General features: G+C 72.2%; 10 protein-coding genes. 3 read left to right on the top strand and 7 right to left on the bottom strand.

Annotation, left to right across the window (positions count from 1 at the left end; genetic code table 11):
- Positions 1 to 194: 194 nt before the first annotated feature.
- Complete coding sequence (locus AB0J87_RS16505; protein ID WP_363965981.1) at positions 195 to 1,394, top strand: cytochrome P450; 1,200 nt, start codon at positions 195 to 197, stop codon at positions 1,392 to 1,394.
- 115 nt (positions 1,395 to 1,509) lie between these two features.
- On the opposite strand, the gene AB0J87_RS16500 is transcribed toward AB0J87_RS16505, so the two are convergent.
- The 5 genes from AB0J87_RS16500 to AB0J87_RS16480 all read right to left on the bottom strand — a co-directional run bounded on the left by AB0J87_RS16500 (position 1,510) and on the right by AB0J87_RS16480 (position 8,684).
- Positions 1,510 to 2,412 (bottom strand): serine hydrolase, encoded by a 903-nt coding sequence (locus AB0J87_RS16500; protein ID WP_363965979.1) that lies wholly within the window; start codon positions 2,410 to 2,412, stop codon positions 1,510 to 1,512.
- Positions 2,413 to 2,508: 96 nt separating this feature from the next.
- Positions 2,509 to 3,855 (bottom strand): alpha/beta hydrolase, encoded by a 1,347-nt coding sequence (locus AB0J87_RS16495; RefSeq protein WP_363966612.1) that lies wholly within the window; start codon positions 3,853 to 3,855, stop codon positions 2,509 to 2,511.
- A 404-nt stretch (positions 3,856 to 4,259) separates the two neighbouring features.
- Positions 4,260 to 6,470: a bifunctional SulP family inorganic anion transporter/carbonic anhydrase gene (locus AB0J87_RS16490; RefSeq protein ID WP_363965977.1), complete on the bottom strand. Its 2,211-nt coding sequence runs from the start codon at positions 6,468 to 6,470 to the stop codon at positions 4,260 to 4,262.
- Positions 6,471 to 6,548: 78 nt separating this feature from the next.
- Complete coding sequence (locus AB0J87_RS16485) at positions 6,549 to 7,958, bottom strand: hypothetical protein (protein WP_363965975.1); 1,410 nt, start codon at positions 7,956 to 7,958, stop codon at positions 6,549 to 6,551.
- A 183-nt stretch (positions 7,959 to 8,141) separates the two neighbouring features.
- Positions 8,142 to 8,684 carry a YbhB/YbcL family Raf kinase inhibitor-like protein gene (locus AB0J87_RS16480; RefSeq protein ID WP_363965973.1) on the bottom strand — a complete coding sequence of 181 codons (543 nt, stop codon included), beginning with the start codon at positions 8,682 to 8,684 and terminating at the stop codon, positions 8,142 to 8,144.
- A gap of 704 nt (positions 8,685 to 9,388) precedes the next feature.
- Between AB0J87_RS16480 and AB0J87_RS16475 the strand changes: the two genes are divergently transcribed.
- Positions 9,389 to 9,910, top strand: a complete 522-nt coding sequence (locus tag AB0J87_RS16475; protein WP_350722916.1) for a PH domain-containing protein — start codon at positions 9,389 to 9,391, stop codon at positions 9,908 to 9,910.
- A gap of 281 nt (positions 9,911 to 10,191) precedes the next feature.
- Positions 10,192 to 11,646: a PH domain-containing protein gene (locus AB0J87_RS16470; RefSeq protein ID WP_363965971.1), complete on the top strand. Its 1,455-nt coding sequence runs from the start codon at positions 10,192 to 10,194 to the stop codon at positions 11,644 to 11,646.
- Between the two features lie 286 nt (positions 11,647 to 11,932).
- Here the strand turns inward: AB0J87_RS16470 and sepH are convergent, their stop codons facing one another.
- Positions 11,933 to 14,710: a septation protein SepH gene (sepH, locus tag AB0J87_RS16465; protein WP_363965969.1), complete on the bottom strand. Its 2,778-nt coding sequence runs from the start codon at positions 14,708 to 14,710 to the stop codon at positions 11,933 to 11,935.
- Positions 14,711 to 14,870: 160 nt separating this feature from the next.
- A complete protein-coding gene (locus AB0J87_RS16460) occupies positions 14,871 to 15,815 on the bottom strand; it encodes a S8 family serine peptidase (protein WP_363965967.1) in 945 nt (314 codons plus the stop codon).
- Positions 15,816 to 15,890: the final 75 nt, after the last annotated feature.

Here is a 15,890-nt window from a genome sequence, read left to right as displayed (position 1 = left end):
GGACCGGCACGGCTCGGATCCGACGGCCCTGGGAAGTCCGCGGCAGCGAACGTGTTGACCCGCGCCGCTGCGCCCGCACGACCGGCTCACCGGCGAGGAAAACCCCTTGCTGATGGCAGACCCAGCGTCATCGCTTCCGTTCAGCCCTGATCGCGATGTCCCGACTTGAACCTAGGCCGATGAGAGGAATGACCATGGAAATCCCCCTCACCAAGATGCCGACCGCGCGTCGGCCCGGCTGCCCCTTCGACCCGCCCAAGGAGCTGATCCGGACCCGCGAGCACAGCCCGATCACCCCCTACCCCTTCCCCAGCGGACACCAGGGCTGGCTGATCACCGGATACGACCTGGCCCGATCGGTCCTGGCCGACCCGCGGTTCAGCTCGCGCAAGGAGCTCATGCGCCACCACCCGACCATCGACTACGGCGACATCGAGGTCCCTCCGGCGCCGCCCGGCGAGTTCCTGCTCATGGACGAGCCCCAGCACAGCCGCTACCGCAAACCGCTGGTGGGCAAGTTCACCGTCCGGCGGATGCGGCTGCTCACCGAGCGCGTCGAGCTGGTCACCGCCGAGCACCTGGACGCCATGGAGAAGGCCGGACCGTCGGCCGACCTGGTGACCGCGTTCGCCAAGCCCATCCCCGCCATCATCATCTGCGAGCTGCTCGGCGTGCCGTACGAGGACCGGGGCCGCTTCCAGGACAACATCGACAAGTTCCTCGGCGGGGAGGTCAGCGACGAGGACCTGATCGCGGCCTACACCGCGGTCCAGCAGTACCTCGCGGAGCTCGTGGTCGCCAAGCGCGCCAATCCCACCGACGACGTGCTCAGCGACCTCATGGACGGCGACCTGACCGATGAGGAGCTGCGGGGGATGGCCCTGATCCTGCTGTCGGCCGGGTTCGACACCACCGCGAACATGCTGGCGCTGGGCACCTTCGCGCTGCTGCAGAACCCGGACCAGCTGGCCGCGCTGCGCGCCGACCCCACGCTCACCGAGAAGGCCGTGGAGGAGCTGCTGCGGTATCTGACCGTCGCCAAGCAGTTCCAGAGAGTGGCGCTGGAGGACGTCGAGCTGGGCGGGCAGACCATCAAGGCCGGCTCGACGGTCATCCTGTCGGGCAACACCGCCAACCGCGACCCCGAGCGCTTCGCCGATCCTCACGCTCTCGACCTGCGCCGGCAGGACGGCGGGCACCTGGCCTTCAGCCACGGCATCCACCAGTGCCTGGGTCAGCAGCTGGCCCGCGTCGAGATGCGCGTCGCGCTCCCCGCGCTGCTCAACCGCTTCCCCACGCTGCGCCTGGCCGTACCGGCCGAAGAGGTCAGCCTGCGCCCGGAGACCGCCGACATCTACGGCGTCAAGAGCCTCCCGGTCACCTGGGACGCATGACCGCCGCGACGTGACGCGCCCTCGTCCATCCCACGCCGCAGCGCCCCGCCGCCCTTCCCCGCCGGGGCGGGGTGGAGCGGAGGAATGGGCGGGGCCGAGACGGACCCGCTCGGCCTCACGTGCGGTCCGCAACCTTGGAGAGGGCCTTGGTGACGAGTTCGGCGACGTGCTCGACCGCTTTCACCCCGGCCCCCATCGTGCGGTGCCGGTGGGAGATGACGGCGATCAGGTACGTGTGCCCGTGGCGGTCGCGTACCCGGCCGATGCTGTTGACCGTCCACCGGCCCCCGTCGCGCGGCCGTGGCAGCCAGCCGTTCTTGAGGGCCACGTCCCCGCGCCCGGCCGCGCTGACGCCCCACGACTGCTCCGGCGTCACCTCGCTCATCAAGCCGAGCACGTACCGGCGGTTCTTGGCGGAAAGGGGGCTCTTGGGGGAGGTGAGCGCGGTCAGGAGGCGGAGCTGGTCGGCGGCGCTGGTCGTGGTCGCTCCCCACGCTCCTCCGGGGCCGGGGGTGGTGTCGCGCAGGCCGAGCTTCCGGTGGGCGGCGGCCAGGCCCGGCGCGCCGCCGATCGCGGACCACAGCGTGGACGCGGCGGCGTTGTCGCTGACCTTGACGGCCCGCGCCGCCGACCGCCGTTCCCAGTCGGTGAGGCCACGGTGCCGGCGCTGGGCCTTGAGCAGCAGCGCGACCACGAGGTCGACCTTGACGATGCTGGCGGTGGCCGTTCTGAGGCGGTGGTTGTAGGTGTAGGACAGGCCGGTGGAGAGCTCGCGTACCGACACCGAGAGCTGACCGGGGAGGTCGTCCAGGTAGCGGTGCAGGGAACGGGTCAGCGCCTTCCTGTACGACGGACCGCGCGGAGCAGGCGCTGACGGCGTGGTCGCGGCGACCGGGCGGGGGACGAGCGGGGCGGGTACGGGTGCGGGGGCGGGGCTGCATGAGATGAGCAGGGATGACGAGAGGACGGACGCCGCCAGGGTTCGCCGGAGCGGTCGCGTCCCGGGCTGGGACGGCACGGTGGCCTACATGGGGGAGAAAAGCGACAAAGAGCGCGAAGCCATGGCAGGCAGCATTGCGGCGCAGCTGTTTCTCCGGTGTTAGCCAGGGCGGGCTCAGCTCGGCGAGCCCTTGCCTTCCGGGTCCAGCGGCGTCTGCTTGCAGGTGGTGCCGCGCGTCGGGGGCTGAGCGCTGATCAGGTACTGCTCGACCGGCTCGCGGATGCACTTCTCCGTGTTGGTCAGGTAGGCGGTGTGTCCGTCGCCGTCGTAGGTGAGCAGGACGCCGGACGTGAGCTGGTCCGCCAGGCTCTGAGCCCACTTGTACGGGGTCGCGGGGTCGCGAGTGGTGCCGATCACGAGGATCGGCGGCGCTCCGGTCGCGGTCACCGCCCTGGGCTGCCGGGTGGGCCTGACCGGCCAGTACGCGCATGCCAGCCACGGCCACACGACGAACGAGCCGAAGTGCGGCGCGACCTTCCCGGCCCGGTCGGCCAGGTCCTGAACGGCCGCGAGATCGGCGGGAAACGGCTTGTCGACGCAGTTGACCGCCTGCAGCGCCCCGAACGGGGCGATCATCTCCTGCGCATAACCGAGCTTGAACAGGCCGGTGCCGTCACGGTCGTCGATCGCCTGTATCAGCGCCTGCCGCAGCGTGGGCCAGTAGTTCCGGTTGTAGAGGGCCGTGTAGATCCCCTGCGTCACCCCGTCGTCGTCCACCGGGACGCGGCCGTCCGCCCGGTTCTTCAGGGGTTCGCGGGCGGCCCGTTCCTGCAGGTCGGAGATCTTGCCGACGGCCCGGTCCACGCTCCCGGTGCCCAACGGGCAGCCGGCGGTGCTGACGCAGTAGGCGGCGAAGGCGCGCAGTGCCGTCTCGAAGCCCTCGGCGTGACCGAGGAGGAACTCCTCACCCGTCAGTTTCGGGTCGGACGCGCCGTCCAGGACCAGGGCCCGCACGTTCCGGGGGAACTGGTCGGCGTAGAAGGCGCCCAGGTACGTGCCGTACGAGAATCCGAGGTAGGTCAGCCGCCTGTCGCCGAGCGCCGCCCGCAGCACGTCCATGTCGCGGGCGGCGTTGACCGTTCCGACGTACGGCAGGTTGGCCCCGGACCTGGCCTCGCAGGCCGCCACGAACGCCCGCCAGAACGTGGCCTCGGCGTTGACCTGGGCGCGCGTGGTGGGCGGATCGTAGAAGAGGCGCTGCTCGGCCTGCCGGTAGTCGAGGCAGCGCACCGGATCGCTCCGCCCCACGCCGCGGGGGTCGAACCCGACGAGGTCGAAGCGATCTCGCAGTGCCTCGCCGAACGCCTGGCTGGAGGTACGGAGGAAAGAGACGCCGGATGCGCCGGGTCCTCCAGGGTTGGTCACCAGTGAGCCGATGCGCCGGGATCTGTCTTTCGCGGGCAGCCGGATGACGGCGATCTTCAGCTGGTGACCCTCGGGACGGGCGTAGTCCCGTGGCACCTTCAACGTGGCGCACTGAAAGCCTTCTCTGCAGTCCGACCACGACAATTTCTGCTGGTAAAACGGCTCAAGGCCGGATGCCGGCGCGGTCGCCGTCATCGTCATGCTCTGCGCGCCGGCGCACGCGACCGCGAGCATCCCCGTCGCCGCGGCTACCGCTGCTCTCCGAAGTGCCGTCACCGCCCATTCCCCCTGTTTCGGGCGATTCATTACTCTACGTGAGCCTATGTACCCATTCAGTTATTATGTAACGCAAAGTGAGGGGCGGAGGCATCGACACCTCCGCCCCTCCGGCCCCTGGGAGTCAGGACCGGCGTCGCGAGGAGCGCCATGGGCATATGGAGAACCTCGCCGGCCCCCGCGACACTAATCGGCCCCCCGGCGCCGCGTCTGCGCAGGATTACTCAGAAGCTCATCATCCGCTCGGCCGGTGCGGGGCGCAGCGGCGGCACCATGTGCACCCTGGCCGAGCCGATGTCGAAGAACAGCCCCACCAGCTCCAGCTTCCCGGCGCGCACCTGCTCGTCGACCTTCCGGTAGGTGCGCAGGTTCTCCAGCTGCTGCTGCACGTTGACCCGGCACAGCACGTCCAGAGCGCCGCTGTGCAGCCGGTCACCCTCGGTCTCGATGAACGTGGCCAGGCTGTGGTTTCCGTGCCGCAGCCACCTCCTCAGCCCCGGCAGGCTGCCCGCCTGCACCCCGCCGCTCAGCACCCCGGCCATGGCGCCGCACCCGGAGTGCCCGCACACCGTGATCGTGTGTACGCCGAGGACCTGCGTGGCGTACTCGATCGCCGCCACCACCGAGTCGTCGTGCGGTTCGGAGCCCCGGCGCGGCACCAGGTTGCCGATGTTGCGCACTGTGAACAGGTCTCCGGGCCCGCTCGCGGTGATGAGGCTGGGCACGATGCGGGAGTCGGCGCACGTGATGAACAGGTGCGAGGGCTGCTGCTTGCGGGCCAGCTCGGTGAAGATGGGCCGGACCAGCGGCGCCGTACGCCGGTGGAACTCGCGCGCCCCCGCCGTCAGCAGGCACTCCGCCTCGGTGGAGTCGGGGGCCGAGGGACGGACGGGATGACGGCGGTGCGACCACGGCAGCCACCAGCGGTCCGGCACCTTGGGCGGCGACTTCACCGGGAACATGCGCGCGCCGCTGGCCGCCAGCGTGTACCACTCGTCGTGCAGCTCGTCGATGTCGACCGTGCCGCCCATGCGCTCGTGGTCCAGCCGCCAGGAGTGGATGGCCTCGAAGGCGGCGTTGTCCATGAAGTCGATGTTCAGGTCGAGGTCCACGGCGGTGGCCGGGGCGATCGTCCGCAGTTCGTGCGTGAGCCTGGGCACCCCCAGGAACGTCAGCGAACCGGACACCGTCACGTGCAGCCGCCCGTCGCCGCCGTCGCGCTTCAGGACCGTGACCCAGGTCAGGCGCCGCAGCGCGAGCAGCGCGGCCAGGATCAGACCCACCACGACGCCCTCGGCGAGCCCGAGCGCGATCACGGTGAGCATCGTCACCACGTAGACGGGCACCTCGCCGTGGCCGTGCACCTTCCTGATGTGACCGAGGTTCACCATCTGCACGCCGATGAACACCAGCAACGCCGCCAGCGCCTCCAGCGGGATCAGCTTGATCGTCCAGCCGAACCCGATCGCGAACACCAGCACCCACACCCCGTGCAGGATCGCCGACCAGCGGGTACGCGCGCCGGCCTGCACGTTCGCGGTGCTGCGCACGATCACCCCCGCCACCGGCAGGCCGCCGAGGGCGCCGGTGACCATGTTCGCGACGCCCTGGCCGGTCAGCTCCTGGTCGAGGTCGGCGCGGCGGCCGCCGTGCATCCCGTCCACCGCCACGCAGCACAGCAGCGACTCGCACCCGGCCAGCAGCGCCACCAGCAGCACCGCCCCCACGATCAGGTGCCAGTCGCCGTGCGGCAGGACCGGGAAGGCCCACTCGGTGACGCTGTGGGACAGGTCCACGCGCGTGACGTCCCACTCGAACACCCACGCCGTCACCGCCGCCACGACCAGCGCCACCAGCGGCGCGGGCACGACCTTGACCCGCTTGGGCAGCCGCGTCCACAGCGCCAGCACCGTGATCGTGAGCAGTCCGACGGCGACCTTGTGGCCGTGCAGGTTCGCGATCTGGCCGGGCAGCTCGATCAGGTTGGCCACGGCCGAACGCTGCGAGCTGCCGCCCAGCACCACGTGGAGCTGGGAGAGGGCGATGATCACGCCGACGGCCGCCAGCATGCCGTGGATGACCGCCGGCGACACCGCGAGTGCCGCCCTGGCCGCCTTGAACACGCCCAGCAGGAGCTGTACGGCGCCCGCCAGCAGGGTGATCATGCAGGTGGCGCGCCATCCGTACGTCTGCACGAGATCCACGACCACCAGCGACAACCCGGCGGCGGGTCCGCTGACCTGAACGGCGGAGCCGCCCAGGACGCCCGCCACGATCCCGCCGACCACGGCGGCGATCAGACCGGCGGCCAGTGGCGCGCCGGAGGCCATCGCGATGCCCAGGGACAGGGGCACCGCGACGAGGAAAACCACGAGCGAGGCTGGCACGTCATGCCGGAGGGTGCTCAGCCAGCTACTCTTCGTGTCGGGGATCATGGAGCAAACCCTATTGCTCCGTCGACCCTGCTTTAGGGGTGTCTCACGCTGGTTTTACCCATTAATGGGCGCGTGCGTTCACCGGTAGTAGTCGTGCGGGTGTTCCTGGTCGGACCCGCGACGGTGGTTGCCGCCGTCGTTGCCGTTCTGGGAGCCGTACGTCGGCCACGCGGTCGCGCTCGACGGCGGCTCCGGCCAGGCGGCGGCCGGGGCGGTGGTGATGTCGCCCGTCTCGTACGCGAACGGCGCGCCCTGCGGCGTCGGAGGCACCGGAGTCGACGTGGACAGCACGTCGTCGTAGGCCGAGACCGCCCTGCCGGGCACGGTCGGGGTGCCGGTGGCGGGGGAGGGGCCGGTGAGCGGGTCGGTGTCGTCGGCCACGGCCCAACCGGAGCGCACCTCGTACGAGGCGGGGTAGGAGGAGCGCGCGGCGGGCTGCTCGAACGCCGGCCAGGACGTCCCCGAGCCGTAACCGGCGGCGGGGGCGGGGTCGTCGAGGATGTCGGGCTGCGCGGGCCATGAGCCGGACGAGGAGGGCGTCGCGGGCGGGTTGGTCCAGGTGGTCTCGGCCGCGTTGTTGTAGGCGGGGAACGGGTCGCTCGTGGGCGCGCCGTGGATGGGGGCCGGCTGGGCGGGGAAGGAGCCGCTCGAGGTGGGGGTGGCGGGGTAGGCGCCGCTCCCGCCGGGCTGGCTCACGGGGCTGGCCGGGAAGGTGCCGCCGGCGGCGGGGGCCGCCGGGAAGGAGCCGGTGCCGCTCCTGGGCGAGTTGTTGGACGACAGGGAGTCGGGGCGGGGGGAGGGGACCGGCTGGGCGCCCGCGCCCAGGATGCTCATCACGTCGGCCGTGGGGGCCGCGAACGTCACCGTACGCTGGTCGGCCATCTCCGACTGCGACGGAGCGGGGCGCTTGGCGGGCTCCACCAGGTCGGCGAGGTTGGCCGCGGCGGAGGCCGGCTGGCGCTGCGGCAGGGGGGCCTGGACGGTGGTCGCGTCGGGGTCGACGGCGGCGGCAGCGGGCCGCGGCTTCGCGGTGCGCTGCTGGCGCTTGGGGGCCGCGGGGCGCTCGGCGGGCTTCTCACGCTCGACCGGACGGGAGGAGGCCTTCCTGGCCGCCACGGTGCCACCCGCGCCGAAGCCGCCCTCTTCCGCGTCGCTGCGGATGTTGGCCCAGAACTCCTCGTCGTCGTCATCCGTGCTCGGGTTGCCCCACTCGTCGACGCCGCGCCTGCCACGCTGACCGGTGCGCACCGGTTTGGGCTCCCGCTCGCCGATGGGGCTGAAATCGGGGCTGAAATTGGCCATGCGAGGCTCGTGCGAGGCGAACTCGTCGGTGGACCGCGTCTGGGTCCTCTCCTCCTTCTCGGCCATCTCCTTCAGGCGTTCCGGAGGGAGAGAGCTCTCCCGGCGGCTCATGGAACGCATGCCCAGTGCCACGACGACGAGCACGAGGAGCACGACGGCGACCAAGCTCACTACGACCGCGATCATTGCACCACCCTCAAAGCCATGGCCTCCCTTCGGCGCCGGTGAGATCGCGCGGCCATCGACGCGACCTGCCCCCTTTGATCACCAGTGCCTAACGATTGGATCTGATTGTGTCGGACCACTATGAGCGTTGTCACACCCTACGTGAAGAATAGGTACACCGGACTACCTGCTGTGATCGCTCTCTCACTGGATGTCGACCGCTGTGAGCCGACCCCGGGCGATCGTCTTGTCCGCGATCTCCTTCAGGATGTCTGGGAGCTCGTCACCCTGTTTGAGGTCGACCCGTCCGTTCAGCGTGTAGACGGTGAAGCGATAGCTGCCCGGGCTTGTGCAAGGCGGCTCATAGCCCTCCTTGCCGCCGGTGACCTTCGCCTGGCCGGACCCCTCGGGCGGGTCCGCCGCGGCGTTGGGCCCCAGCTCGGTCGTGGTCGCCGGGATGTTGTAGAGCACCCAGTTGACGGCCGAATCGGACGGTGTGTGGGAGTCGACCACGATCGCGATCGACTTCGCCTCGGACAACGGTTGGCTCGACCAGCGCAGCGGAGGACTGCCCTCGCCACCCCGGCAGGAGTATTCGGCGGGGAGCGGCTTGCCTTCCCCCAACTCCGGGCTCGAGACGTTGATCTCCGCGATGTCCTTGGCCTGAGATCTGCCGATGAAGCTGCCGCAACCGGCCAACGCGAACGCCGCAGTCACCGCCGTCACACTGACGGTGATGCGCCGCATGCGTGTTGCCGCGTTACACAGCCCCATGCCGGACGATGCTACGCGGCTCTCGGCGGTGCGCAGACCGTTTCTCGATGGTCGGTGCTCGGTAAAGGATCCGAAACGGGTCAGAATCGCGGGATCCGTGGAGTGACCTTGGCCACAGGAGTGGCCTGCGTGTCTGTTGGGGGACCGGATCGGGTCGCGCCCCGGGACCCGGCCTGGCCTGCTGGTTCGATGCGGTGGGACGGGAGTGGCGCCATGCGCCCGGATCCGACAAAACGGACACCATTTTCGGTCACGGTGATGCCGCAAAAACCAGGTGCGCCGGATTGGCCCCTGGATGTAGGAGCTCGTGGTGATTCGGGCGGCTCTGGTGGCCCGAATCGGGCGGTGGTGGTTCGCGGGGTGAGGGGTGCCGGCGCGACAGCCGGTGGCGCGGTGGTCGGGGACCGGGAGTCACGGCCGGTGGTGGTTCGAGCGGGTGACGGCGGCTGCCACGTTGCGTGAGGCGCTTGCGCGGTGGTGCGGTCATGCGCTGGCCGAGCCTGGTTGGCACGTACGTGGCGCCGCCGACGTGGCCAAGCTCGACAGCCTGCGGCCGGCCGCCACCGAGCATGGCACCGGGGCGGAGGGGCGCGACGGCCGACACGCCGAGGGTCTCGGTCGATCTTTAGCGGCTCGCGGGCTGATCGCCCTGCCTCCGCGCGCCCTAAGCTGGCCTTGTGACGTCAACTGGCCCACTGCGCGATCCGGCGAACCGCGTCTCGCCGAAAGCCGTCCGCCTGTGGCTGCTCGAATCGCTGGTCGCCTTCGTGTTCTTCCTCGGCGGCTCGCTTCTGGTGGCGCGGTGGGTGGGCGGGAGCGGCTGGTCGTGGGTGCCCGGCTGGTTCGCGGACAACTCCTGGCTGCTGCCGGCCGCGGTCGTGCTGCTGACGGCGCCGTTCCTGGTGGCCGAGCCGTTCGTACGGTACGCCGTGCACCGCTGGGAGCTCTCAGGGGACGTCGTCTACGCCAGGTCGGGGTTCTTGACCAGGGAGTGGGTGTTCGTGCCTGTGAGCCGCATCCAGACCGTCGACAAGGGGCAAGGGTGGATGGAGCGGCTGCTCGGGCTGGCCACGCTCGAGATCCGTACCGCGTCCCACGCCGGGTCCTCGACGATCAAGGGTCTTGACTACGCGGTGGCGGCCGGGCTCGCCGAGCAGCTCGCGCACCGCGCCGAGGCGCTCAGGGACGACGCGACATGACCGACCCCCACCACCCGCAAGGCGACCCGCCCCCTCAGCCCTCTTGGAGAGACCCGCGTCCTCAGCCGGATCCCGCCCCTCGAAACGATCCTGGTCCTCCGCCTCTGAGCGAGCCGCGTCCTCTTGCCGGTCCTCCGCAGCCGTACCCCCGGGACGGCGCTCCGCCCTGGGCCGCGCACCCGGGCGGCGGCGATGGGAGCGGGCAGGCGTCCGAGCCGTGGAGCGGTCCGCCCGGCCCGATGGGAGGGCCGCCGGGTCCTCCGGTCCGGGTGCCGCTGAGGTTGAGCCCCAAGGTGCTGCTCATCGACCCCGTACGCATGCTGCCCTCCCTCCTCCTGCCCCTCGTCGGCGTGCTGTTCGTGGGCGGGTTCTCGGCCCACTCGTACGTATGGGCGGCCCTGGGCGTGGCGGGTACCGTGGTGTTCGCGATCATCAGGTGGGCCACCTTCAGCTACGAGATCGTCGGCGACCGGCTGGAGACCAAGCGGTCGCTGATCAGCCGTTCCGTCCGTACCATCCCGCTTGAGCGGATCCGCGGCGTCGACGTGTCCACGCCGCCCCTGCACCGCCTGCTCGGCCTGACCGTGCTCAAGATCGACACCGGGGCCAGCGGCGGCGACGAGGAGGCCGAGCTCGACGGGGTCACGCCGGAGGAGGCCGACCGCCTCAAGTCGGTGCTGCTGCGGCGCGCGCCCCGGCCCGAGGCTCAGGTTTCCGAGGCGGCGGCCCCTCAGGAGCGGGTGATCATCGGGGTGCCGCGGAAGTGGCTGCTGTACGGGCCGCTGTCCGGCGCGTACCTGCTCACCCCCTTCGCCCTCGCGGGCGGCGCCGTGGGCCTGGCCTTCCAGTGGGGCGACGACCTGGGCCTCGACCAGGACGCCGCCTGGAGCGCCGGGGAATGGGTCTGGGACCATCCCTACCTGCTGGTGGCCGTGGCGGTGCTGCTCGTGCTGGCGATGCCGGTCGTGGGCGGGCTGATGTACGCGGTCTTCAACTGGGACTTCAAGCTCAAGCACCGCGACGGCTACCTGGTCGCCGAACGAGGGCTGATCAACCGGCGCAGCGTGTCGCTGGAGTCCGCCCGGGTGCGCGGCTACGAGATCGTGGACGGGCTCGCCGAACGCTGGGCCGGGGTCGTACGGGCCTGGGCCATCGTCACGGGGCTCGGCGACTCCGAGACGCGCGGGCAGCTCCTGCCCGACGTGCCCCGGGCCGTGGCGTACCAGGTGACCGCGGAGGCCATCGGCCCCCACCAGGCCGAACTCCGCCGCCACCCGCCCGTGGCGCGCAACCGTCGCCTGTTCCGCGCCGTCTTCCCGTGGGCCGTGCTGGCGGTGGCGAGCGCCGTGGGGATCTGGGCGACGGGCATGATCCTCTGGTGGGTCCTGCTGGTGCTCGCGCTGCTGCTGGCCGGGGCCGGGATTCCGCTCGGGCTCGACCGGTACCGGTCACTGGGGCACGGCTACGACGGGGTACGCGTGGCGGTGCGGTCGGGGTCGCTGCGGCGCTCCCACGCCGTGATCGAACGCCGGGCCGTGGTGGGGTGGCGGCTGCGGCAGACGTGGTTCCAGCGGCGGGCCGGAGTGCTCACGCTGATCGCCGGAGTCGGGGCGGGCAAGGGGGGCTACTCGGCGATCGACGTGTCGGTGGCCCAGGGGGCGGCGTTCCCCGGTGAGGTGACGCCGGAGTGGCTCGCCCCCTTCCTCGAGTCCCCCGGCACACCGCCCACGGTCTGACCCCCGGCGCCGCCCGAGCCGCCGGTCCCTCTCCTCTGCGCGGTGGTCACACCGCCCACGGTCTGACCCCCGGCACAGCCCGAGCCCCCGGTCCCTCTCCTCTGCGCGGTGGACTCTGTGCGGTGGACCGGGAGGTCCGTGCCGAGGCATCGATCCCCCTTCCCTCGGCGGCGGACCGGGAGGCCCCGGCCTTCGTCACGGCCCTCGCGCCGGTGTGGTGCCGCTGAGGTCGTGGCACCGTGGCTGGCGGTGGGCCGCCGAGGTCGGTCTCCGCGCCTGGGGCGGGTCAGTCCTGGCGGCGGGCGCCGAACATGATCTCGTCCCAGGTCGGGACCGAGGCGCGGCGGCCCCGCGAACCCTTGCGCGCCTGGCGGGCCGCCGGAGCGGGCGGGGGAGACGGCACCGGCACGGGCGGCTCCTCCTTGGGCGCGTCCTTGCCGGACCGCGCCGCCGGGACCGCCGGGGCGGTCTTGGGCTCCGTGGGCTTGGGCTTGGGAGCGGGCGCCGGCGGCTTGGCCTCCTGAGCGGGCTGCTCGGGCTCGGGCGCGCTCTTGGGCTTCGGCGCAGCGGGCTGAGCCGTGGGCTCCGGCGCGGCGGCCTCGGCAGGCTTCGTCGCAGCAGTGGTCGCGGCTGCGGCACCGCTGGCGGGCTCCGTCGTGGCGGTGCTGGCGGCCTCCGGTGTGGCGACCTCAGGGGCCGCCTCGGGCTGCGGCTGGGCGTCCGGTACGGCCTGGGCCGCCTTCTGCTCGGGCATGGCGGCCGTCGGCTCGGCGGTGGGCGCGTCTGCCGCCGGCTTGGACGTCTCGGCCTTTACGGCGTCGGCAGCCTGGGCGTCCGTGGTGGGTGTGGTGTCCCCATCGGCGGGCGCGTCGGCAGGCGCGGAGACGGCCTCGGAGACGGCCTCGGAGACCGGCGTGGGAGCGGGCTCAGGAGTGGGCTCGGCGTCGCTGGCCGACGTGACCGGCTCGCCGGCCGACGACGTGTCCGGCTCGGTGGCCGAGGACGCGACCGGCTCGGTGGCCGAAGAAGTGACCGGCTCCGTGGCTGGTGCCGACTTGGTGACCGGGGTCGGCTCCCCGGACGCGACCGGCGCCGCAGATGCCGCCGACTCCGAGGCAACCACCGGCTCGGCGACCGCGGTCGGCTCCGCGGATGCCGCGGGCTGGGTGACGGCCGTCGGCTCGGAGACCGCTGCGGGCTCGCTGACCGCGGTCGTCTCGGAGGTCGCTGCGGGCTGGGTGACGGCCGTCGCCTCAGAGGTCGCCGTGGGCTCGGTGATCGCGGGCGGCTCGGAGGTCGCCGTGGGCTCGGCGGCTGCGCTCGGCTCCGTGGTCGCTGTGGGCTCGGCGACCGGGGTCGGCTCCGCGGATGCTGCGGGCTCGGCGACCGGGGTCGGCTCCGCGAGTGTCGCTGGCTCGGTGGCCGACGTCGGCTCGGTGGTCGCTACGGCCCTCGCGGGTGCCACGGGGTCTGCGGATGCCACGGGTTGTGCGGTCGCCGTCGCCCCATGGGCCACGACCGGCTCAGGGGCTGCGGCCGGCTCGGAGGTCGCGATCGGGGCCGGGGCCGTGCTCGGCCGGCTGGTCCCGGCGGAGTGGGCGTCCTGAGCGGGCTCCGTGGACGACGCTGGTGCGGCAGGCCGCTCCATGGCAGCGGGCGTTGCGGCCTCGGGCTTCGCGGCCTCGGGCTTCGCGGCCTCGGGCTGCGCGGGTGACTCCACGGCGGCGCTCGCCTGGCCCTGGTCGACACGCTGAGCTTCAGCGGCGAGCTGGACGTCAGCGCCGGGCTGGGTCTCAGCAGCGGGCTGAGCCTGGGCTGCGGGCTGGGCCTGGGGCGCGGGCTGGGCCGGGGTGGTGTGCTGGTCGTGGGTGGTGGGCTGGTGGTGGGGCTCGGTGATGGGCTGGGGTGCGGGCGGTGTGGCCGCGGCGGGCTGGGACGGTGCGGGGGCCTGCGGGGCAGGGCTCTGCTCGCGCCAGGCCACCGGGCGCTCCTGGGCGGGCGGCTCCTCGACGGCGGGCGGCGGTGAGGTGCGGGAGTCCGCGGGCGTGCCGGCAGGGGCGTAGATGGAGGAGTCGGCCTCGCGCCCGGCAGGACGGCCGGAACCGAAATCGGGCAGCCACGGCGAAGACCCGCCGCGGCGGGTCGAGGTGTCGCCGGGGCGGGCATAGCCGGTCTCGCGGGCGGGCGGCTCCGGCCGGTAGTGCTCGCCGGGGTCGGGCGTGTCGTAAGACACCTCTCTGGAGGTGTCAGGCTCACGTGGAGGCGCGCCGCGCTCGAACGGGGGCGCCGCCTCCGGGGCGCGGCCGTACGCCGTCTCCGGCGACCTGGGCGGCGGGTTGTAGCCGACCGCCGGCTCCTCCGGCTCGCGGCGCACCACCGACGGGAACGGCAGCGGGTCGGAGGCGAGCGGCGGCACCGGCTGCAGCTTGGCCACCCGCGGCGTGAACGGCGTCACCGTCGTGTCCTCCACGACGACGGGATCCGGGTCGAAGTCGGCCGACGACAGCCGCATGGCCTCGTCGTCATGGGGCGTCACGTGCCGCTTGCGCGGGTCGAACAGCCATTCGGCGTGGCGCGTGTGACCGTTCCACACGTAGCCGAGCTTGACGCGCCACAGCCCGTCGTCGCGCTTGGCGGAGTCCCAGTCGATCTCGTCGGTGGGCACGCCCCGCCTGGTCAGCCGCTCGGCGACGAGGTCGCCCAGGGTGGGCCCGGGCGCCGACTCACCGGGCATCCGGACGGCCACACGTTGCGCCTGCTGGGCGACGTACTCCCGCTCCTGCAGCACCGGACCCTCGAACCAGCGGACACGCTCGACCGGGATCCCGGCGGTCGCGGCTATCTCCTCCGCCGTCTCTCCGGCGCGGATGCGAGCCTGGATCTCCTTGGGGCGCAACGGACTCTCCACTTCGATCTCGTACTGGCCGAGACGGGAGAAGTTGCCGCGGACGGCAGCACGGAGCCGGTCGTCCACGGGAAGCGTGAAGCGCGTACCTCGCCCGGCAGTAGCCAGCACGAGATAGGTGCCGTCCTCACTCACCGCGACGAGTCGGAGCTCCTGCATGCGAGTCCCTTCGTCAGCGTCGCCATTCTTCCCCCGGACCCTTGAGTCTCTCGCGTGTGCCGGTTGCCTGCCAGCACCGTACCCGGCATGTCCGAACATCGCCTTCCTGGGATACTCCCGGGACGGTGTGACGCCGGTCACATTTGTCGAATCCATCCCTCTAGAGCCCGCCGTTGTGCAAGTGGAGGTTAGAGGCCCCTGACGGATTCTGACGAATCGCGGCGCGTGGTGTCGTGCACTTGAGCCAAGAGGCCAGAACGGATGGGGCGGCGCCAGGATGGCGCTCCAGGTATTGGGCGGCGACCCCGGCCAGATACGGGGAGTGAGCGGAGAAGGCCTGAGCGCCGGGCACGGCCCGGCAGGCGCCGGAGGACGCCGCGCCGACCACGAAGACGCCCGACCGCACCAGCGACCGCGTGGCGGCGTCGAGCGCGGGGGAGTCGGACCCGTCGACGGCCAGGTTCGCGACTGAGGGGCCGTGGGCGTGCCTGCCGATCCAGTCCAGCCCGGCGAGCAGATCTGCCAGGGTGCCGTAGCCGGCGCAGCCGAGCACCCGCACGGAGGCGATCCTGGCCTTGGGCGCCATGACGTTGACGCGCCGCGCGGCCTCGGTGCCGTGGCCCGCGCAGTCGTGCCCGGTGCCGCCGGTGGCGTCGAAGGCGCGCCAGGCCCGGTCGCCGAGCTCGGCCCGGGCCGCGTCCAGGCCGCTGTCCACGACGTACACGGTGGCGCCGGCGCCGGTGGCCCAGCGGGAGCGCGGGCGGGATTTCCCGAGCGCCATGGGGCGGATCTCGCGGTCGGGCTCGACCGCGAGCACCCGCGGGTCCGACCGGAGCTCGGCCAGCTCGGCGGCGGTGAGGAAGGTGGCGAACCCGGGCAGTGCGGCGGTGTAATAGCGCCGCACCCGCCACCGCACCTCGCCGACGAGATCGCGGGCGGCGCCGCGGCTGCGTGCCGTGACGATGAAGGGCCGGGTCGGCTCGGTGGGGGCGGGCCGCAGGGCGAGTCCTGACGCGGGCGTCATGGCGAGAGGAACGGCGGTCGTGGCGGCGGTGGCCACGGCCGCGGCGAGGTACACGGAGGGCAGGCCGAGTCGTCGGGGCACGAGTTACGAGGATGCCCGCCACGAGGCCCGCGCGGATCCCAGGACACGTTTTCGAGCAAGCTCTTTACCTAACGA

Source organism: Nonomuraea sp. NPDC049625 (genome assembly GCF_040675285.1).
Lineage (GTDB): Bacteria > Actinomycetota > Actinomycetes > Streptosporangiales > Streptosporangiaceae > Nonomuraea > Nonomuraea angiospora_A.
This window is presented reverse-complemented; position numbering and strand designations above follow the sequence as displayed.